Origin of the sequence: Kitasatospora sp. NPDC056651, from assembly GCF_042792155.1 — a bacterium.
Classification (GTDB): domain Bacteria; phylum Actinomycetota; class Actinomycetes; order Streptomycetales; family Streptomycetaceae; genus Kitasatospora.
The window spans coordinates 35707-54606 of the sequence record NZ_JBHTWX010000055.1 but is presented as its reverse complement, the minus strand read 5'-3'; the positions used below and the strand labels follow the sequence as shown (position 1 = coordinate 54606).

The window sequence follows — 18900 nt, the reverse complement described above, 5'->3', positions numbered from 1 at the left end:
GGCCTGCACGGGCTGCGCGGCCTGCGCGGCCTGCACGGGCATGGGCTGCACCGGCGGCGCGACGGGGGCGGGGGCGGGGGCGGGGGCGGGGGCCACCGGCGCCTCTGCCACCGGGGCCGGGGCCGTCATCGGGACCGCCGTCGGGGCCGCCATCGGCGCGGCGAACCCGCCCGCCGTCGCCCGCCGCTCCAGCTTGTCCAGCCGCGCCTGCAACGACAGCTCGTCGCTGTACGCGCCCGGCAGCATCACCCGGGCGCAGATCAGCTCCAGCTGGAGCCGGGGCGCCGAGTTGCCGCGCATCTCCGTCAGCCCGGTGTTGACGATGTCGGCGGCCCGGCTCAGCTCGGCCGAGCCGAACGCGTCCGCCTGCGCCTGCATCACCGCGACCCGGTCCGCCGGGGCGTCGATCAGCCCCTTCTCCCCCGCGTCCGGCACGGTGGCCAGGATCACCAGGTCGCGCAGCCGCTCCAGCAGATCGGTGACGAAGCGCCGCGGGTCGTGCCCGCCCTCGACCACCCGGTCGATCACCTGGAACACCGTCGCCCCGTCGTGCGCGGCGAAGGCGTCCACCACCTCGTCCAGCAGCGCGGAGTCGGTGTACCCGAGCAGCGCCGTGGCCATCTGGTACGTGACGCCGCCCTCGGCGGCCCCGGCCAGCAGCTGGTCCATGACCGACATCGAGTCACGCACCGACCCGGCACCCGCCCGGACCACCAGCGGGAACACGGAGTCCTCGACCTGGATGCCCTCCCGGCCGCACACCTCCGCCAGGTAGTCGCGCAGCGTGCCGGGCGGGACCAGCCGGAACGGGTAGTGGTGCGTCCGGGACCGGATCGTCCCGATCACCTTCTCCGGCTCGGTGGTCGCGAAGATGAACTTGAGGTGCTCCGGCGGCTCCTCGACCACCTTGAGCAGCGCGTTGAAGCCGGCCGAGGTCACCATGTGCGCCTCGTCCAGGATGAAGATCTTGTAGCGGCTGTGCACCGGCGCGAAGAACGCCCGCTCGCGCAGCTCGCGCGCGTCGTCCACACCACCGTGCGAGGCGGCGTCGATCTCGATCACGTCGATCGACCCGGGCCCGCCGGTCGCGAGGTCCCGGCAGGACTGGCACTCTCCGCAGGGCGTCGGCGTCGGCCCCTGCTCACAGTTGAGGCAACGGGCCAGGATGCGCGCGCTCGTCGTCTTGCCACAGCCGCGCGGCCCGCTGAACAGGTACGCGTGGTTGACCCTGTTGTTACGCAGGGCCTGCTGGAGCGGAGCGGTCACGTGCTCCTGCCCGATGACCTCCGCGAAGGTCTCGGGGCGGTAGCGGCGGTACAGGGCTAGGGACACACCACCGACGATATCGGGACGGACCGACAAACGCGTCGCCCCTCACTCCCCGACCGCCCCCCGGGAACGCAAAGACCCCCCGTGCACCCGCCAGAGCCCTCCTACCCTTGCTGCCTTCCGGCCCTGGGGGGGTTCAGAGAGATGACGCCACACGAGGGGCTGACCCCCACACTACCGGATCCGCGCCCCGACGATCCACAGGCCACCCCCACCCCCCGCCTGCGAGACAGGTGGTCGCGACCACCCCGAAACATGTACTAAGCTCTCCCACGGAGGATTCGCCTAGAGGCCTAGGGCGCACGCTTGGAAAGCGTGTTGGGGGCAACCCCTCACGAGTTCGAATCTCGTATCCTCCGCCTTCGCCCGCCAGGGCAAACGAAAGGCCCCGACCGCCCAGCGGTCGGGGCCTTCGTCGTGTCGTGGTCTCGGCCGGGCATGTCGCCGCCGAGGTAGTCGACCTTGAAGACCACAGGCCGGACGCGTGACGTCCGGCCTGCCGCGGTTGCGGGGCCGGGCCGGCAGTGCCTCAATGGGCCGAGCAGCGGCCGCCGCTCGTCGGTGAGGAGATCAGGCATGCCACGGGTCGGAGTGAACGGCATCGAACTCTTCTACGAGGTGGCCGGGGACGGCGATCCGCTGGTTCTGGTGCACGGCTCCTGGAGCGATCACGCCGGCTGGGCTCCTGTCCTTCACGCCCTCGCACTGAGGTTCCGGGTGCTCGTCTACGACCGGCGGGGGCACAGCCAGAGCGAACGCCCTCCCGGGCGGGGAACCCGGTTCGAGGACGAGGAGGACCTGGCCGCGCTGATCGAGACTCTGGGATTCGCTCCGGCGTACGTCGCGGGCAACTCCTTCGGCGCCTCGACCGCACTCGGCCTGGCGGCCCGGCGTCCGGAGCTCGTCCGGGGCCTCGTCGCCCACGAGCCCCCACTCATGGGCATCGTGGCCGATGACCGCGAGCTGCTGCCGCTGATGGCGGCCACCGGGGAGAAGATCGAATCCGTCCTCGCCAGCCTCCGGGCGGGCGAGAGGCGCACGGGAGCGCGCCGGTTCGTGGAGGAGGTCGCCCTGGGGCCAGGGGCCTGGGACCAGCTGCCGGAACAGCTCCGCGAGACGTTCATCACCAACGCCCCCACCTTCATGGACGAACAGGCCGACCCGCAGTGGGCGCATCTCGACCTCGATCTCATCTCCGGCTACACCGGGCCCGTCCTTCTGACGAAGGGGACGGCGAGCCCTCCGTGGTTCGCCACGATCGCCGCCCGGCTCTCCGCGGCTCTGCCCCAGGCGGAAACCCACACCTTCCAGGGAGCCGGGCACCTCCCCCACATCAGCCACCCGGCCGCCTATGTGAAGCGCGTGACCAGCTTCATCGAAGTGACCGGCCGGCCTTCCCCGTAGGCGGGACCTGCCCCATCGCCGAGCGACTCCGCGGGACGCCCCTGCTTCCCGTTCCGGTCCCAGCCGCGTTCGTCACCGCCGTCCGGCCGTCAGGCGGGCGGTGCCTTCGTGGTGTGCACGATGCTCGGGCAGACCCGGCAGGCGTCGGGACCTCCCTGGGCCCACCAGCGGCAGGTCGGACGGACGGCGCACGGCGCGAGCGCGCCGTCCGCGGCGCGCTCCGCACGTCCCAGTTCCGACACCAGGTCGCCGAGGGAGCACCGGCCTTCCGCCCACTGGCGGCACGCCGACTCGACGCACGGGCCGGCGAAGCGGAACCGGGCCTCGGGCACGCGCAGGCCGGGAGCCGCCGCGCGCTCGGCGAACTCGGCGCTCACCGGCAGCGGCGGGTGCAGCGCGGCGACGCTCCCGTCCGGCCGGACGATGCCGAGCAGCAGGTGGCCGGGGGCACAGGTACTGCTGGGACAGGTCGCCGCGCCCGCGGTGCCCGCCCCGGGCCCTCCCCCGGCCACTACGTCGCCCGGTCGAAGACGATCCCGAGGACCGGCTGGCCGCCCAGCCCGTCGCCCGGCTTCCCCGGCTCGTGGGACACCTCGTGCAGCGGGGGCGCGAGGTCGAGCTCGGCGACCTCGTCGAGCACCGTCCGCCGTACGGCGTCCGCGATCCGCTCCATCGTCTTCGCCGGCAGGTCACCCTGGACGGCGACTCGCAGTCCTGTCTTGGCCATGCGTAACTCCTTCTCCCGGATCCGTCGCCGGTTCCGTCTCTCCGGGCCCGGCCGGTGGTCGGCCGCCCCACCGGCGACACTGCCACCGGCCCCGGGGGCCCGCGAGCACGGTTGGCCGATTGGAGTGAGCCGGGGCAGGCCGTCTCCGTACCGGCCGAACCGGCTCTCGGGACCCCGTGACGGCGGAAATGACAAGAGGGGAAGGCCCCTCCATGCTGGATGGAGGGGACACCCGATCGGACCATCGACGGTGAACGCTCGAATGGTGAACGCTCGACATCCTTGGTCCTCCCGACCCCAGGAAGCCCTCCACGCTGGAGGTTGCCATGCGATTCATGTTCAGAGACCTGATGGTCACTGTTCTCGGCGACGAGGGGACGCACTGCGACGACTGCTCGGTCATCTCCTGTGACCTGCCGACCGTTCGCTGCGGCGAGCTGACCTGTCCGCTGACCTCGGTCATCCAGGACCGCCGCGATGTCGACACCCTTCCCTTGCTCCGGCGCGAGTTGCAGAACGCGCTGAGGCAGGTGGAGCTCGCCGAGGGCAGGGCGCGCGCCCGTTCGCAGCCGAGAACGGCGTCCGAAGCGGACTTCCTGGAGAAGGAACTCCGCGGAGCCCTCGACGAGGTCCGCCGGCTGAAGGCCGCCCTTCCGCCCGCATGACACCGTCGACGGTGGGCGACCCCGGCCGCGTCTACCGGTCGAACCCCGGCTACCGGCTGTACCGCCTGGCCGACCTCACCTCCGCGCAGCGGGACGCCCTGGCTCGGGTCACCGACGATCCCGAGGTCTACGGAGTCCTCGTCCCCCGGGAGCGGACCGGCCTGACCGTCAAGCTGGTCAACCACGACACCGCGGCCCTGTTCCGCAGGCTCGTCAACGGCGGGCCGGTGCCCGAAGAGCGGGGTTCGGGGGCACTCGCGCTACAGCTCGGGGACTTGGTCGCGGCCGAGGTCCTCGGGGTGGAGGACGACGGCGTCTTCCGGACCGGGATCGGCGCCCTTCCACGGCCCGCGCGGCCCGCGCGGCCCGCCGCCGACACGCGGTCGACGGGCGTGCTGATGCGCCTCTCGCTCGACGCGATCCGGCATGCCGACGGCCTCCGGCTGGCCGGTCCCGCCGCGATGGCCGGCCGCCTCTACGCCTATCACCGCATTCCGGTCGGCCCGGCGGCGCGCCGCCGTTGGTCCAGGGACACCGTCGAGGCGACCCTCACGGCGGCGTCCCGGTCCGGCGGTGCCCCGTGGCGGCAGGTCGGCGACGGCCGCACCTGGTCCAGTTACTCCCGTGCGCGTCCCGGCCCGGTGGGCGCGCCCGAAGCCCGCCTCCACAAGTTGTACGTGAGCCCGATGCCGGAACACTTCCCGGACGCCGTGGCCATGACCGTCGGCCTCGCCGCGGACCGGGACGACGCCGTCGGCTGGAAGGCCGGCAACGACTGCTACGGCGTCCTGCGCCCGGACAAGCTGATCGTCTACCTCGGCTCGATGCACGCGGTGGCCTCGCTGGCCGGCGACCTGCGCCGGGCACTCGCCGGGATGCCTGGTCACGGCGTGCCGTTCACCGCCGACCTCGGTGGCGACGGACTCCTGTCGTGGGGCGTCGACCCACCCCGGTTCCCGAACGGACCGGGCGCTTTCCTGTCGGACAGCTGGCGGACATGGCTGACCCACCGGCTCGCGGCGGCGCTGTGGGAGGCGGCGCGGCGCGGCCTGCCCGAGGCGGTCGACGCGGCGCTGTGCCGACTCGACGCCGTCGGTGTGGACACCCGCACGTGGACGCCCGCGACCGACCTGTTCGGGCCCGGGCGGGATCGGGGACGGACATGACCGTGGTCACCGGCATCCTGACCCTGCCCGACGACGTCGAGCTGACCCCGGTGGCCCGGATCGGCGCCGACCGGCTGGTCGGCATTCCGCACGAGGCGACCGACTGGATCCTGACCCGGCCGAGGTCGCGTACCAGGTCCTGCGTGGTCGCCGACGATCTCGCGCTGGTCCTGGCCCGCTTCCGCGGCGGGGCGCGGGTGGTCGACGTGATCATCCGTCTCGCGCGCGACACCGCCCAGGATCCGCAGCAGTTGCTCGAAGAGGTGTGGCCGGCGCTGAGCCGCTTCGTCGACACGGACTGGCTGGTCCCCGAGGGCTCACCAGGACGCACCCGGTCGGAGCCGTGGTACCCGCCGGGCTCCCTCGCGTTCGGGCAGACGGTCGTACGGTGCCTGAGCGTCCTGCCGGACTCGCAGGTCTACCGGGCGCGCACCGCCCGCGGCACCGACATCGCCATGAAGCTCGTGGACGAATCGGCCACGCCAGGCGCCGGCCACCGGCTGGCCGCGGAGGCGGACATCCTGGCCCGGCTCGGCGGCGTCCCCGCTCCGACGCTCGTGGACCTGGTCACGGAGGGCACCCGCAGCGCACTCGTCATGGAGTGGTGCCCGGGCGTGCCGATCACCCGGACGGCCGAGGAGCAGCGGAACCGGCGCTCCGGACGTCCGAAGCTGCGGGCACTGCTCGGCACGCTCCTGGGCACGTACGCGGCGATGCACGGGCGCGGCGTCCTGCACGGCGACGTCCATCCCCGCAACGTCATCGTCGACGGCGACGCCGCGATCCGACTGGTCGACTTCGGTCTCGCCCGCGTCATCGGCGCCCCCGCCGCCGCCGCGGGCGTCCGCGGCGGCGTCCCCGAGTACATGGACCCGGAGCTGGCGAGCGCACTGCGCGACGGGGTGCGGCCGGCGTCGGTCACCTCCGAATCCGAGCAGTACGCGCTCGCGGCGCTCTGCTACCGGCTGGCGACGGGCCACCCCTACGTGGACCTTCCCGCCGAGCGCCGCGAGTTCCTGCGGACCGTCGTCGAGCGGGAGCCGGTCCCCTTCCGCGAACGCGGCGTCCCGGACTGGCCCGATGTCGAGCACGTGATCACCACGGCGCTGTCGAAGGACCCGGGGTCGCGTTTCCGGTCCGTCGGGGACATGGCCGGGGCGATGGCCGCCGGAGCCGAAGCGGAGCCGCCGGCCCGGCCCGTCACGGGGCCCGGCCGTCTCGCTTCGCTGGTTCCCCGCGTCGAGGCCCGCTTCCGACCGGACGGTGAACTCTTCGCGACGGGCCCGGTGTCCGGCCCCCGGGCCACGGTGATGACCGGAGCGGCCGGAATCGCCTACTACCTGCTGTGCGCCTCGATCGCCGACGGCAGCCCGACACTGCTGGAAGCCGCCGACCAGTGGGTGGAACAGGCCGGTCGATGGGCGGAGGAACCGCGCGGCGTCCTCGATGAGGCCCGCGGCATGGGACCGGAGCTGGTCGGCGCGGTCTCGCCGTACCACACCGGTTCGGGAATCGAGGTCGTCCGCGCCCTGGTCGCGGAGGCGCGCGGCGACGTCGACGGCGTCGTCACGGCCGTGCGCAGGTACATCCGGCTCGCCGGCCTGCCGTGCGCCGGCCTCGACCCGACGCTCGGGCGGACCAGCGTGATCGTGCCCGCGGCCCTGCTCGTCGGCGCGCTGCGTGACGCCGCCGACCGGAGCACCGAAGCCGTCGAACCGTTGCGGGCGCTGCTGGCTTTCGGACAGTCGGTCCTCGATTCCGTGTGGCGGGACCTGCGGTCGGCGGCCGCATCGGCACCTCCCGGAGCGCGCCGCGCGCTACTGGCCGGCACCGCGTACACGGGTGCGGCTCACGGTTGGGCCGGGATCCTCTACGCCACCCTCATCTGGTCCGAGGCGTCCGGCATTCCGGTGCCGCCCGGCGTCCGGCAACGGCTGGGAGAACTCGCGGCCCTCGCCGTTCCGGACGGTCATGGCGTCACCTGGCCGACCCGTCTCGACGGAAGCGGCCACGAGGTCATGCGCGGATGGTGCCACGGCGCACCGGGCCACGTGCACCTGTGGACCGCCGCCCACCGGCTCCTCGGCGACCCCTCCTACCTCGAACTGGCCTCGCGTGCCGCCTGGAGCACGTTCGAACACGATGGCGGCGGCGTCAGTCTCTGCTGCGGCGAGGCGGGCAGGGTCTTCGCACTTCTCGCCATGTACCGGCACTCGGGCGACGCCGAGTGGCTGGCACGGGCCGATCGATGTCTCGGCCGGGCTGCCACCCGGCTGACCCCACTCGATGACGGCGGCCTGGCGAACAGCCTGTACAAGGGCGAACCGGGGCTCGCACTCGCCCTACGAGAGACAGCGCGACCGGACGACGCGAGACAGCCGCTGTTCGAGCCCTGACGGGGCGGGGTGTCCGATTCGTTCAAGACCGGGTGTCCGGGTGCTGCCTAGCGTGGCGGGCATGGAGATCACAGGTGCACCGCGGTTCGCGTTCGTCGGGTTGGTCGTCGCGGATGTGGCCGCTTCGGTCGGGTTCTACCGCCGGTTGGGGGTGGGGTTTCCCGAAGGGGTCGAGGGCGAGGGGCACGTGGAGGGCGAGCTGCCGGGCGGGCCGTTGCTGGTGCTCGACAGCGAGGAGACCATCCGGTCGTTCCACCCCGGCTGGCGGGCGCCGAGCGGTGGTGCGCGCGGCGCGCTGGCGTTCCGTTGTGGGAGTCCCGCAGAGGTGGACGCGCTGTACGGGGAGCTGACCGGGGCCGGGTACCACGGGGAGCTGGAGCCGTGGGACGCCTTCTGGGGGCAGCGGTACGCCGTGGTGCGCGACCCGGACGGCAACGGGGTGGATCTGCTCGCGCCGTTGTAGCGGCGTGGAGGGACTACGGGCGCAGCAGGGCGGTCACCGGCGTTCCGGCCAGCTGCCGGACGTCGCGTGCCAGGTGCGCCTGGTCCGCGTAGCCGGTCCGGGCCGCCGTGTCGGCCAGCGGGACGCCGGTTCGGGCGAGTGCCAGGGCGCGTTGCATGCGCAGGATCCGGGCGAGGGTCTTGGGGCCGTAGCCGAAGGCGGCGAGTGAGCGGCGGTGGAGCCGGCGCGCTCCGAGGCCGACCGTCGCGGCCGTCGCGGCGACGGAGCGGCCGGCGGCGAGCGAGGCGACGACGGCGCGGACCAGGGGGTCCTCGGGCGGCGCCTCGGCGGCCAGGCGCAGGGCCAGGGCCTCCAGGGCGGCGGCCGGGTCGGGGGCCGCGTCGACGCGTTCGGTGAGGCGCCGGACCTCGGCGGTGGGCCGCAGGTCGGCCAACTCGACGCGGTGGTCCAGCAGTTCGTGTGCGGGGACGCCGAACAGCGCGGGGGCGGCGCCGGGGCGGAACCGTACTCCGACCCACGGGCCGTCCAGTCCGGGGCCGGGGCGGAAGGCCCGGGTGTCCGGTCCGGCGACCAGCAGCCGGCCTTCGGTCCACAGCAGGTCCATGCAGCCGTCGGGCAGGACGGGCCCGGCCTGGGTGGCACCGCCGCGCCGGAGGGCCGCCTTCGTCCACACGACCGCACCGGGCAGCCGGGACGCGCGCTCCAGGTACTCGGAAGACATGACGCGAGGCTACGCGCCGCGGGGCGGGGGCGTGCACACGCCGATGGCCCCGAGCGCGCGAGGCGGTCGGGGCCGTCGGGGCCGTCGGGGCCATCGAGGTCGTCAGGGTCGTCGAGGTCGTCGGGGCTGGCTGCGGCCGGCGGCCGGCCGTGGTCAGGCGGCCGGCTCGGTCCGCGGCGCCGCCGGGACGCCGGCGTCCGGGTCGGCGGCCTTCCGGGCGTCGCGCATCAGGACCAGGGTGAGCGCCGCGGCCGCGACGACCGCGATGCCGCCCACCGTGAAGGTGGTGGAGGTGGCGGTGTTGAAGGCCTCGCGGGCGACCGCGACCAGGCCGCCGTCCCCGGTGGAGCCGGCCGTCGCGAGCGCACCGGTGATGTCGTGGCGGGCGGTGGCGGGGGCCGTGTCGGGCATCGCGCCGGTGTAGGTGCTGGAGAGCACGGTGCCGAGGATGGCCACGCCGAGCGCCGCGCCGGACTGCTGGATGGTGTCGTTGAGCGCGGAGCCGACGCCCGCGTGCTCGCTGGGGATGGCGCTCATCAGCGCGTTGGCGGCGGCCGGCATGCCGAGGCCGGAACCGGCGCCGAGCACCAGCATGGCCAGGACGACCTTGGCGAAGCCGTCGCCGACCGAGAGGGTGGCCAGCAGTCCGAAGCCGCCCGCGATGACCAGCATGCCGATCGAGGTCAGCAGCCGCGCCGGGAGCTTCTTGCCGAGCGCCGCGCCCAGCACGTTGAACGCCAGCGAGGCGACGGCCAGCGGGAGGAAGGCGAGGCCGGTGTCGGTGGGCGAGAACTCCAGGACGAACTGGAGGTGCTGGGTGAGGACCAGCATCAGCCCGCCGGTGGCGAAGGTCAGCAGGACGAGGGAGAAGCTGGCGCCGGTGAAGACCCGGTTGCGGAACAGCTTGAGCGGGACCATCGGCGAGTCGGTGCGGACCTGCCGGACGGCGAACCCGGTCAGCGCGGCGACGGCGAGGAGGAACCCGCCGAGGGTGCTCGCGCTGGCGAAGCCGTCCCGGGGCAGCACGATGATCGACCAGACCAGCGCCGTCATGCCGACCATCGACAGCACCATGCCCGGCAGATCGGGCCGGCGCCACGGCCCCTTGGACTCCGGCATCAGCAGCACGGCCGCGACGATGGCCACCGCCGCGATCGGCACGTTGAGCAGGAAGACCGCGCCCCACCAGAAGTGCGCGATCAGCGCGCCGCCCAGCACCGGGCCGCCGACCAGGCCGACCATGGCCACCGCGGTCCAGGCGGCGATCGCCTTCGGGCGCTCCTGGTCGTCGAAGACGGTGATCAGGATGGAGAGCGTGCTCGGCATGACCAGTGCGCCGCCGACGCCCATCAGGACGCGCCCGGCGATCAGCTCACCGGGGCTGCCGGCATATGCCGCGACCAGTGAGGCGGCACCGAACAGGGCCAGGCCGACGATCATCACCTTCCGCCGTCCGAAGCGGTCGGAGAGGCTGCCCGAGGTGAGCAGCAGGCCGGCGAACACCAGGATGTACGAGTCGATGATCCACTGGATGTCCTGCGCCCCGGCCTTGAGGTCCTCCGCGATCGGCGGGATGGACACCGTGAGCACCATGTTGTCGATCACCAGCACCAGGCTGCTGAGACAGAGCACGACCAGGATGAGCCAGCGCTGCGGATGCCGTTCCACGGCGTTTCCCCCTTCGGACCTGCGGGTCTTCGGATCTTCCGATCTTCGGAAGTCGTCGCGGGCACACCGCCCTCCGTCCCCACGGGTACGGTGTGCGCCGCTCCGAACACTGTACGGATGCCGCACACTGTTCGCAACGCCGAACAGCGTTCGCCCTCCGCACACTGTTCGCTCCGCCGTACACTGTTCCCAGCGCGTTGTGGCGGGCTGCGGCAAGCTGTGCCGAACCGGACGGGATCGATCCGGACGATTGGTGAGGAGGGCCCGATGGCGGCCAAGTCAGAGGACGGTTCGGCCCCGGGCATGCCCCTGCCCTGGAGCCGCCCGCAGCGACGGCGGGAGCAGCCCGCCCTCAGCCGCGACCAGATCGTCGCCGAGGCCCTCGCGCTGCTGGCCTCCGACGGCATCGAGGCACTGAGCATGCGCAAGCTCGCCGCCCGGCTGAACGCCGGCGCGACCTCGCTGTACACCCACGTCGCCAACAAGGACGAACTGCTCGCCCTGGTCGTCGACGAGGTCTTCGGCACCCTCCCGCGGCCCGAGGCCGAGGGCTCGGAGGACCCGAAGGTGTGGCGCGAGAAGGTCATGGAGTGCGCCGAGAGCATGCGCGCGGCCATCATGCACCACCCGTGGATGGTCTCGGTGATCGGCGACGTCGGGATGATCTACCTCGGCCCCAACTGGATGCGACTCTCCGAGTCCATGCTCGCCGTCATGGAGACGGCCGGCTTCAAGCTCGGCGAAGCGAACATCGCGATGAGCGCGGTGCTGGGCTACACCATCGGGACCGCCTGCGTGGAGGCCTCCTGGGTGACCTCGCTGGCCCGCAGCGGCCAGGACGAGCAGGAGTGGATGAACCAGCTGCTGCCCACCGTCATCGAGGCCACCAAGGAGTTCCCGCGACTGCACCGGCTGTACACCACGGAGGTGCCGGACGATGTCGCCGCGGGCCGGGACGGCAGCTTCGCCCTCGGCGTCAACGTCATCCTGGACGGGATCGAGGCGAACCTGAACGCCCGCCACCAGGGCTGAGGCCGCCGCCCCGGAAGCGGTCAACCCCCCGGAATCGGTCAACTCCCGCCGAGCGCCCCGACCTCGGCGTACCCCGGCACCGGGCCGACCGGCTCGCCCGCCGCGACGGCGGCCGCCGTGGCCACCGCCGCCGCCAGCGCCGCGCGGTACAGCAGCGAGCCCAGACTGACCCGGGCCACCCCGAGCGCGGCCAGGTCGACGAGGCCCGGGCCGGACGGCGACCAGAGGATGTTGAGCGGGACGGCGAGTACGCCGACCATCCGGGCGATCGCCGCCGGATCGGCCAACCCTGGGACGAACACGCCGTCCGCGCCCGCCTGCTGGTAGGCGTCCAGACGCCGGAGCGCCTCCGCTTCGGGGGCGTCCCGGCCGCACCAGTAGGTGTCGGTGCGGGCGTTCACGAACAGCTCCGGCACGGCCGCCTTCACCGCCGCGATCTTCGCGGCGTGCCGGGCGGCCGGGGCCAGGCTGCCGTCCGCCCGGCCGTCCTCCAGGTTGATGCCGACCGCACCGGCTCGCGCCAACTCCACTGCCAGTTCGGCGACTTCGTCCGGTTCGTCGCTGAATCCGGACTCCGCGTCCACGCTGAGCAGGAAGCCGCCGCGCCCGAGCCGCTGTGCCAGCCGTACGGTCTGCGCGCGGGTGGCGGCGGCGCCGTCGGGCAGACCGGCGGCGGCCGCCACGCCCAGGCTGGTGGTGCCGATCGCGGGGTGGCCCTGGGCGGCGAGGGCGACGGCCGAGGCGTGGTCCCAGGCGTTGGGGAGCAGCAGCGGGTTGCCGGGCCGGTGGTGCAGGGCGGCGAAGGGGGTCATCGGTCCGTCTCCTGGGGCTCGTTCGTCCGGCTTTCCGTCCGGCTTTCCATTCGGCTTTCCATTCGGCTTTCCATTCGGCTTTCCATTCGGGTTTCCTTCAGGTCTTCCGCCGGACAACCCGGCAGGTCCTCCAGCGAGTTCGCGTAGTAGTACCCGGCCTCGGAGACGTGGCAGACGATCTGCCGGAAGCTCCAGCCGACCCCCGGCGAGTCGTCCAACCGCTCGTCCGGCAGCGCGGCGACCCGCCGCGACCAGATCCCGGCCAGGCGGGTCAGCCGGCTGCGGGCCTCGTCCAGGTCGGCGGTGGTGAACGGGGCGAGGTCCGCCGGGGTGGTGGTGGCGGAGGCGTGCCAGTGGTCCGGCTCGGTCGGTTCGCCGGCCAGTCGAGCCTCCAACTCGGCCAGGTGGTCCAGGAGATGGTCGGCTATCCGGCGAACCACCTTGTGCGGCGCGTAGGTTCGCCCGTCCGCGTTGACGATCGGACGGCCGCCCCAGCCCGTCCAGGTGGCGGCCAGGGCGAGTACGTGGTCGACCATCTCCGGTACCAGTGCAGCGAGTTCACCCTTGCCGAGATCCGGCGCGGGCGGAGTCGCGGTGTCCGCCGGATCGGAGGCGCCGTACAGGATGCCCTCGGCGACGGCCAGGGCCTGGGAGCGGCCGGGGCACATCCGCGGCGGGGCGCCGAAGGTGAGCGTGACGCTCTCGGGCGCCCCGGCCTGGGCGGCCGCGATGTCGAGCAGGACCACCGTCCCGGCCGGCACCGCCGTTCCGCCGAGCTCGGTCGTCCGCGCGGCGAGCCGGCGCATCGTCCGGACCGGCGGGTCCGCGCGCAGCACGCCGCGCAGCCCGTCCCCGGTCCGGCGGGCCCCCTCGACCAGCACGGCGGTGGCGTCACAGGCCTGGACGAGCAGGCCGATCCGGTTCGCGGCCGTCTCCTCGTCCGGGGCACCCATCGCGGGCAGCAGCCGGGCCACCGCCGCGTCCGCGGCGTCCGCGGCAGCGTCCACCGCCGCCTCGGCGTCGTCCGGAACGGCGGTGAAGTACGCCTCGGACACCGCCGCGACGTCCCGCGCCACGGCCTCCGGGTCGGCCAGGCCGAGCTCCGCCGCGAGCACCCGGACCACCCTCAGCCGGATGTCGGACTCGAACCCGCCGGCCGCCGCCACCCGCAGCCGGGCCGGGTCCAGCCGTTCCAGGTCGGCCAGCACCAGCGCCCGGCGCCGGGCGTGCGGCTCGCCCGAGCTGAACCGGGCGACGGCGGACCGCAGCCAGGCCACCGTGCCGGAGTCCACGCCGGAGCCCACGCCGGGGAAGGTGGCGGCGGGCGGCGGCACCAGTGCCGGGTCGGCCAGCGCCGCCGTCACGTCGTCGTAGCGGGAGAAGGTCATCGTCGCGGGTCCGGAGACCACCGGGGTTTCGCTCATGCCGTCATCGTGGCCCCGGGTCGTTTCGGCCCCCGCCGAACCGTCCCGGAGCGACCCTGGAGGCATGCCCTCCTCCCCGTACGCGCCCGCACCGCCGCATCCGCCCCCGCCACCGCCACCGAGCGCGAGCGCGAGCCCCGACCATGGAGGCATGACGCTCGCCGCCTTCGCCGCCCTGCTCGCGGACCCCACCCGCGCCGCCTTCTGCACCGCACTGCTCGACGGCCGCGCCTGGACGGCCGGCGAACTGGCCCGGCACGCGCGCGTCGCACCGTCCACGGCCAGCGAGCACCTGTCCCGGCTGATCGCGGGCGGCCTGCTGGCCGAGGAACGACAGGGCCGGCACCGGTACGTCCGGCTGGCCGGCCCCTCGGTGGCCACCCTGATCGAGGACCTCACCGCCTTCGCCGAGACCACCCCCGCCCCCGGCCCTGGAACCGGCACCGGCCGGGTGAACGGCCCCGCGGCCGCGCCCCGCACCCTGGGCGAGGCCACCCGGCTGAGCGCCGAGGCCCGTGCCCGCACCTGCTACGACCACCTGGCCGGCCGTCTGGGCGTGGCCGTCTCGGACGCGCTGATCGCGGGCGGCCTGGTCACCGAGGACGGCGGGCTCGCCGTCACCGAGCGCGGCCGGGACTGGCTGGCGGCGCAGGCGATCGAGCTGCCGCCGCGCGCGGGCCACCGGGGCGGACGCCCGTTGGTGCGCAGCTGTCTGGACTGGACGGAGCGCCGCAGCCATCTGGGCGGGGCGCTGGGCGCGGCGCTCTGCCGGGCCGCCCTGGACCGCGCCTGGGTGGAGCGGATCGGCTCCGGCCGGGCCCTGCGGGTCACCCCGGACGGCGGCCGGGCGCTGCGCGAACTCCTCGGCGTCGAGCTGCCCTGACCCTCCGCCCCGTACCGACCAGGCCCCCGCCGGATCAGCCCATCGACTTCGCCCCGTCCAGCGACTCCCGGATGATGTCCGCGTGCCCGGCGTGCTGCGCGGTCTCCGCGATCAGGTGCAGCACCACCCGCCGGGCCGACCACGCCGCCCCCGGCGTGAACCAGGGCGCCGGCGGCAGCGGGTGGCCGAGGTCGAGGTCGGGCAGCGTCCGGACCAGCTCGTCCGTCCCGCGCGCCACCCGCTCGTACTCGGCGAGCAGCCCGGCCAGCGTGTCGCCCTCCGCCATCCGGAACTGGGCCGCCCAGGCGTCCGGGTCGCCTGGCCCGTGCCGGTCGCCGTCCCGGCCGCGCATCGCCTCCGCGCCGCCGGTGATGAACCGCGCCCAACGCGCCTCGACCGCCGCCACGTGCTTGATCAGACCGCCGAGGCACAGCTCGCTGACCGTGGTGCGCTCGGCCGCCTGTTCGTCGGTGAGGTCGCGGACGGTGCGTCGCAGCAGCTCGCGGTGCCGGTCCAGCGTCTCGACCAGTTCCTCGCGCTCACCCATGAGCCGCCTCCCGCGGCCGCCCCGCCGCCCGCCGCCCCGCCGTCGGCCGTCCCGCCGCTGGCCGTCCCGCCGTCGCCCGCTCCATCAGGCGTCCTCCGTCCGCGGCGGCTCGCCGACCGTCCGCCCCAGGTCGATCAGTCCGAAGGCCGCACCCTGCGGGTCGCCGACCGCCGCGAACCGGCCGAACGGGCTGTCCATCGGCCCGAAGTACACCCGGCCGCCGCGCTCCGTCAGCCGCCCGATCGCGGCGTCGGTGTCCTCCACCGCGAAGTAGACGCTGATGTACGAGGGCGCCTCGGGCGGCAGGAAGTCGCCCTCCGCCGCCATCCGGCCGAGCACGGCCCGCTCGCCGACCTGGTACATCCGGTAGTCGAAGTCCCCGCCCGCCATCTTCTTCACGCCGTACGGGAAGACCGCCGGGAAGAAGGCGTCGGCCTTCGCGGGCTCCCGGGTCACCAGCTCGGCCCAGCTGTACGCACCGGGCTCGCCCTGCCTCTCGAAGCCCTCGTGCCGCCCGGCCTGCCAGACGCCGAACACCACGCCCGCCGGGTCCTTGGCGATCACCATGGTGCCGAAGTCGCCGATCTGCATCGGCCCCATGACCACCTCGCCGCCGTGGGCGCGGATCCGTGCCGCGGTGGCGCCGGCGTCCGGCGAGGCCAGGTAGAGGCACCAGGCGGACCGCACCGGCGTGCCCTCCGCACCCGGCATCGGCGGCACGATCGCGGCGACCGCCCTGCCGTCCGAGTACGCCTGGGTGTAGTTGCCGTACTCCGACGAGCTCTCGCCGAAGGTCCAGCCCAGCACGTCACCGTAGAAGGCCTTCGCGCCCTCCAGGTCGGTGAACATCGCGTCGGCCCAACAGGGTGTGCCCTCAGGTAGCGCAGCCATCTCTCTGCCCTCGTGTGTGGCGAAGCGCGTGCGCCGGAGGGCGCACGCCGGCCCCCGGTTCGCCAGCCTAGCCACGAGGCGGCGCACCCGCGCGGGATGGCCGCGCGGGTGCGCCCTTTCGCCGTCGGCCGCCCTCCGGCCTCAGCCGTCCCTCAGCCGCCCGCCGACAGCCGCAGCGAGGCCGTCCCCAGGCCTGTCGGGCCGAGCGGCACCGCACCGGCCGGCACCGAACCGGTCGGCACCGCACCAGCCGGCACCGCACCGGCCGGCGTCTGCGCCTCCGCCGCCGTGGCCGCCCGCCGGGCCTGTGAGGCCTCCGCCAGGTCCCGTCCGGCACCGAAGTGCCGCTCCAGGTCCGCCGGGCCGTACCGGAGACAGCCCTCGTGCCAACCGAGGATGCCGGCGAGCCAGTTCTCCAGCTCCACCACGTACCCGTCGAGCAGCTCCCTGGCCGCCTGCTCCAGCCCGAAGTCCTCGTACATGACCGGGAGTTCCTTCCGCGCGACGTGCTGGAACTGGTCCAGCCGCGAGTGCATCAGGTCGTCGACGATCCGGACGGCCGCGTCGTAGCCGCAGTCGAAGAAGTTCTGCACCACCAGGACGGTGTTGTGCAGCTCGCCCTCGTACTCGACCTCCTTCTGGTACGAGAAGAGGTCGTTCATCATGCACGCGTAGTCCATCGCGGAGTTCTCCAGCGCGCGCATCGAACCGTGGTCGTACACCTCCGGCGGGACGGTCTGACCGTGGCCGAGGCGGGCGAGGCTCGTGGTCAGCTCGGAGCCGAAGGTGGAACGGCGCATCTCCAGGTAGTCCACCGGGTCCGGGATCCGGTTCTGGATCTGGTTGCTCAACTCCCAGATCCAGCTGTCCAGCATGGTCTCGACCGCCGCCCGGAACCGGCCCCTGGCCTCGACGGTCATCGGACCGGCGGTGCGCTCCCAGATGTCGGCCAGGCCGCGTTCCAGCGCGTTGACGGGCTCCGCCCCGGGGGCGCCGTCCACCGGCATGAGCAGCGACAGCCGACCGTTGGCCGCCTTGGCGCCGGCCAGGTCGCGGGTGCGCCCGAAGGCCTGGGGGTAGTAGTCGTCGGCCCAGGTTCCCCAGGCCAACCAGGCCGAGGCGATGTCGAGTTGGTCGGCCGTGGCGTCCGGGTGGATGCCGGCCGCGCAGAGCGGGAGGTCGTAGTCGCGCATCGACTCGGCGTCCCAGATGCCCGAGGCGGGGACGCCGGGCTCGGCCGCCAGCAGCCCCATCCGCCCGGCCCACTCGACCACCCGTTCCCGGGCGCCGTCCAGGTGCGGGCTCACCCTGCGCTCGAACGGCAGCGTCAACTCGGGTACCCGGGAGGGCCCGACGGCCTGGTACGGCACGTGGGCGTGCGACCGCGCCCGCCGCTCGGCCGGGCCCTTCGCGCTCTCGGCCGCCGCCACCGGCGGTTGCGCGCCGCCCACGGCGCCCCGGCGCAGGATGTCCAGCGCCGAGGTGCCGATCCCTCCGATCGCGTACTGGTCCCACCAGTTGCCGCCGCCCGGCCCGTCCGTGAGCCCCGGCAGCCCGCTCGGCAGACCCCCGGAGCCGGGCGCCACCGCATCACCCGGGCCGCCCGAACCCGCCGCCGTCCCACCGCCGTTCATGTAGCGACTGGAGCGCAGGTGCCACTCGTGCCCGCCGGCCTGCCAGTCCTGGAGGCCCTTGACGTACGCCGACACCCGGGCTCGGCCCGCCGGATCGAGCCCGGTCTCCGCGAACAGCACCGGCAGCTCGGTGAACACGGTGTTCTCGAACTGCTGGATCCGCGAGGTGAGCAGGTCGTTGACCGCCTCGGCGGCCTCCTGGGTGGAGCACTCCAGGAACCGCTCCAGCACCAGGATGCCGTTGCTCAGCTCGCCCTCGTCCTCCACCTCCCGCTGGTACGAGAAGATGTCGTTGCGCAGGTGCACCCCGTCGGAGAAGGCATCCATCAGCACCCGCAGCGCCCGTGAACCCGACACCTCCTTCGGCACCTCGGCCCCGGCCGCGTACTCCACCAGCTGCGCGGACCAGGGCGCGCCGCCGACCTTGCGGCGCATCTCGATGTACTCGACCGGGTTGGCCACCCGGCCCTCGCCGATGTTGGCGAGCTCCCACAGCGACTCGTCGAGCAGGTTCCGGGTGCTCCCGGCGAACCGGATCCGCCAGTCCTCGCCCATCGACGGCACGGTGCGCCGCCACAGGTCGGCCAGGCCCGCCTCGACCGGGTTCCCCGGCTCCGGCATCTCGGCGGCCGGGTCGGCCGGCATGAACAGTGGCAGCCGGTCGAGGTGGATCTTGCCCGCCTCGCGGTCGTTGGTGCGCTTGTACATGTCGAGGAAGTGGTCGTCGAAGAAGAAGACCCACACGTACCAGTCGGTGACCAGTGACAGCACCTCGGCGGAGGCGTCGGGGTGGGTGTAGGCGCAGAGCAGACCGTAGTCGTGGGCCTCCAGGTCGGCCTGGTCCCAGATCCCGGAACCCTCCAGCATGCCCATCTCCCGGGCCCAGCCGGTGGAATGGGCCCGTGCCTCGTCCAGATGGGGGTTGAGGCGTGCCGGGTGCGGCACGTAGAAGGACGGCAGTTCGAACGGCTGGGTCACGGCGGGCAGGCCTCTCTGGACGCGTCGATGTGGACAAAGGATGACCTGCCGTCAGGTCGCCACACCGCCACAACAGAAACAGTCATATGAAATGACTCGCAGACCCCACGCAGAACCACCCACCCGGCCGAGCGCAATCCCGCCCGTCCCGCACCCCCAC

17 protein-coding genes, 1 tRNA gene and 1 other RNA gene are annotated in these 18900 nt (G+C 73.7%); 8 read left to right on the top strand and 11 right to left on the bottom strand.

The annotated features are described in order from the left end of the window. A partial coding sequence (locus ACFRAR_RS21850) for a DNA polymerase III subunit gamma and tau (protein WP_380699783.1) occupies nt 1-1332 on the bottom strand: 1332 nt, incomplete at its 3' end. Between the two features lie 70 nt (nt 1333-1402). Further along, an RNA gene (gene ffs, locus ACFRAR_RS21845) (signal recognition particle sRNA small type) lies at nt 1403-1493 on the bottom strand. A gap of 110 nt (nt 1494-1603) precedes the next feature. On the opposite strand from ffs, the gene ACFRAR_RS21840 reads away from it, so the two are divergent. Both ACFRAR_RS21840 and ACFRAR_RS21835 read left to right on the top strand, forming a co-directional pair. Continuing rightward, nucleotides 1604-1688: transfer RNA gene (locus tag ACFRAR_RS21840), tRNA-Ser, on the top strand. A 217-nt stretch (nt 1689-1905) separates the two neighbouring features. Further along, on the top strand, nt 1906-2733 hold the full coding sequence (locus ACFRAR_RS21835) for an alpha/beta fold hydrolase (RefSeq protein WP_380699782.1): 828 nt from the start codon (nt 1906-1908) through the stop codon (nt 2731-2733). Between the two features lie 89 nt (nt 2734-2822). Here ACFRAR_RS21835 and ACFRAR_RS21830 read toward each other — a convergent pair whose 3' ends face one another. Beyond that, nucleotides 2823-3245: a hypothetical protein gene (locus tag ACFRAR_RS21830; RefSeq protein ID WP_380699781.1), complete on the bottom strand. Its 423-nt coding sequence runs from the start codon at nt 3243-3245 to the stop codon at nt 2823-2825. Then, nucleotides 3245-3460, bottom strand: coding sequence for a hypothetical protein (locus ACFRAR_RS21825; RefSeq protein ID WP_380699780.1), 216 nt, complete (start codon nt 3458-3460; stop codon nt 3245-3247). Before ACFRAR_RS21825 ends, ACFRAR_RS21830 begins: the two co-directional genes overlap by 1 nt. Nucleotides 3461-3795: 335 nt before the next feature. On the opposite strand from ACFRAR_RS21825, the gene ACFRAR_RS21820 reads away from it, so the two are divergent. From ACFRAR_RS21820 to ACFRAR_RS21805, 4 genes are all read left to right on the top strand, one after another. Next, the gene (locus ACFRAR_RS21820; protein WP_380699779.1) at nt 3796-4125 is read left to right on the top strand and encodes a hypothetical protein; all 330 of its coding nucleotides are present in this window, start codon (nt 3796-3798) and stop codon (nt 4123-4125) included. Then, nucleotides 4122-5291, top strand: coding sequence for a hypothetical protein (locus ACFRAR_RS21815; protein ID WP_380699778.1), 1170 nt, complete (start codon nt 4122-4124; stop codon nt 5289-5291). The genes ACFRAR_RS21820 and ACFRAR_RS21815 overlap by 4 nt, the downstream gene beginning before the upstream one ends. Then, nucleotides 5288-7687 carry a lanthionine synthetase LanC family protein gene (locus ACFRAR_RS21810; protein WP_380699777.1) on the top strand — a complete coding sequence of 800 codons (2400 nt, stop codon included), beginning with the start codon at nt 5288-5290 and terminating at the stop codon, nt 7685-7687. Before ACFRAR_RS21815 ends, ACFRAR_RS21810 begins: the two co-directional genes overlap by 4 nt. Nucleotides 7688-7748: 61 nt before the next feature. Continuing rightward, a complete protein-coding gene (locus tag ACFRAR_RS21805) occupies nt 7749-8150 on the top strand; it encodes a VOC family protein (protein WP_380699776.1) in 402 nt (133 codons plus the stop codon). Between the two features lie 13 nt (nt 8151-8163). Here ACFRAR_RS21805 and ACFRAR_RS21800 read toward each other — a convergent pair whose 3' ends face one another. Then, a complete protein-coding gene (locus ACFRAR_RS21800) occupies nt 8164-8871 on the bottom strand; it encodes a helix-turn-helix domain-containing protein (RefSeq protein ID WP_380699775.1) in 708 nt (235 codons plus the stop codon). Between the two features lie 153 nt (nt 8872-9024). Then, the gene (locus ACFRAR_RS21795) at nt 9025-10539 is read right to left on the bottom strand and encodes an MFS transporter (RefSeq protein ID WP_380699774.1); all 1515 of its coding nucleotides are present in this window, start codon (nt 10537-10539) and stop codon (nt 9025-9027) included. Nucleotides 10540-10806: 267 nt separating this feature from the next. On the opposite strand from ACFRAR_RS21795, the gene ACFRAR_RS21790 reads away from it, so the two are divergent. Beyond that, the gene (locus tag ACFRAR_RS21790; protein ID WP_380699773.1) at nt 10807-11571 is read left to right on the top strand and encodes a TetR/AcrR family transcriptional regulator; all 765 of its coding nucleotides are present in this window, start codon (nt 10807-10809) and stop codon (nt 11569-11571) included. A 38-nt stretch (nt 11572-11609) separates the two neighbouring features. Here ACFRAR_RS21790 and ACFRAR_RS21785 read toward each other — a convergent pair whose 3' ends face one another. Together ACFRAR_RS21785 and ACFRAR_RS21780 are read right to left on the bottom strand one after the other, a co-directional pair. After that, on the bottom strand, nt 11610-12383 hold the full coding sequence (locus ACFRAR_RS21785; protein ID WP_380699771.1) for an isocitrate lyase/phosphoenolpyruvate mutase family protein: 774 nt from the start codon (nt 12381-12383) through the stop codon (nt 11610-11612). After that, entirely contained in the window at nt 12380-13807 is a 1428-nt protein-coding gene (locus ACFRAR_RS21780) for a hypothetical protein (protein WP_380699770.1), read from the bottom strand. The genes ACFRAR_RS21785 and ACFRAR_RS21780 overlap by 4 nt, the downstream gene beginning before the upstream one ends. 151 nt (nt 13808-13958) lie before the next feature. Here ACFRAR_RS21780 and ACFRAR_RS21775 point away from each other — a divergent pair, with 151 nt between their 5' ends. Then, complete coding sequence (locus ACFRAR_RS21775; RefSeq protein WP_380699769.1) at nt 13959-14690, top strand: ArsR/SmtB family transcription factor; 732 nt, start codon at nt 13959-13961, stop codon at nt 14688-14690. Between the two features lie 34 nt (nt 14691-14724). Here ACFRAR_RS21775 and ACFRAR_RS21770 read toward each other — a convergent pair whose 3' ends face one another. The 3 genes from ACFRAR_RS21770 to ACFRAR_RS21760 form a co-directional block, all read right to left on the bottom strand. Further along, nucleotides 14725-15237 (bottom strand): DinB family protein, encoded by a 513-nt coding sequence (locus ACFRAR_RS21770; RefSeq protein WP_380699768.1) that lies wholly within the window; start codon nt 15235-15237, stop codon nt 14725-14727. A gap of 84 nt (nt 15238-15321) precedes the next feature. Then, the gene (locus ACFRAR_RS21765; protein ID WP_380699767.1) at nt 15322-16128 is read right to left on the bottom strand and encodes a VOC family protein; all 807 of its coding nucleotides are present in this window, start codon (nt 16126-16128) and stop codon (nt 15322-15324) included. A 152-nt stretch (nt 16129-16280) separates the two neighbouring features. Beyond that, complete coding sequence (locus ACFRAR_RS21760; protein WP_380699766.1) at nt 16281-18740, bottom strand: germacradienol/geosmin synthase; 2460 nt, start codon at nt 18738-18740, stop codon at nt 16281-16283. Between the last annotated feature and the right edge of the window lie 160 nt (nt 18741-18900).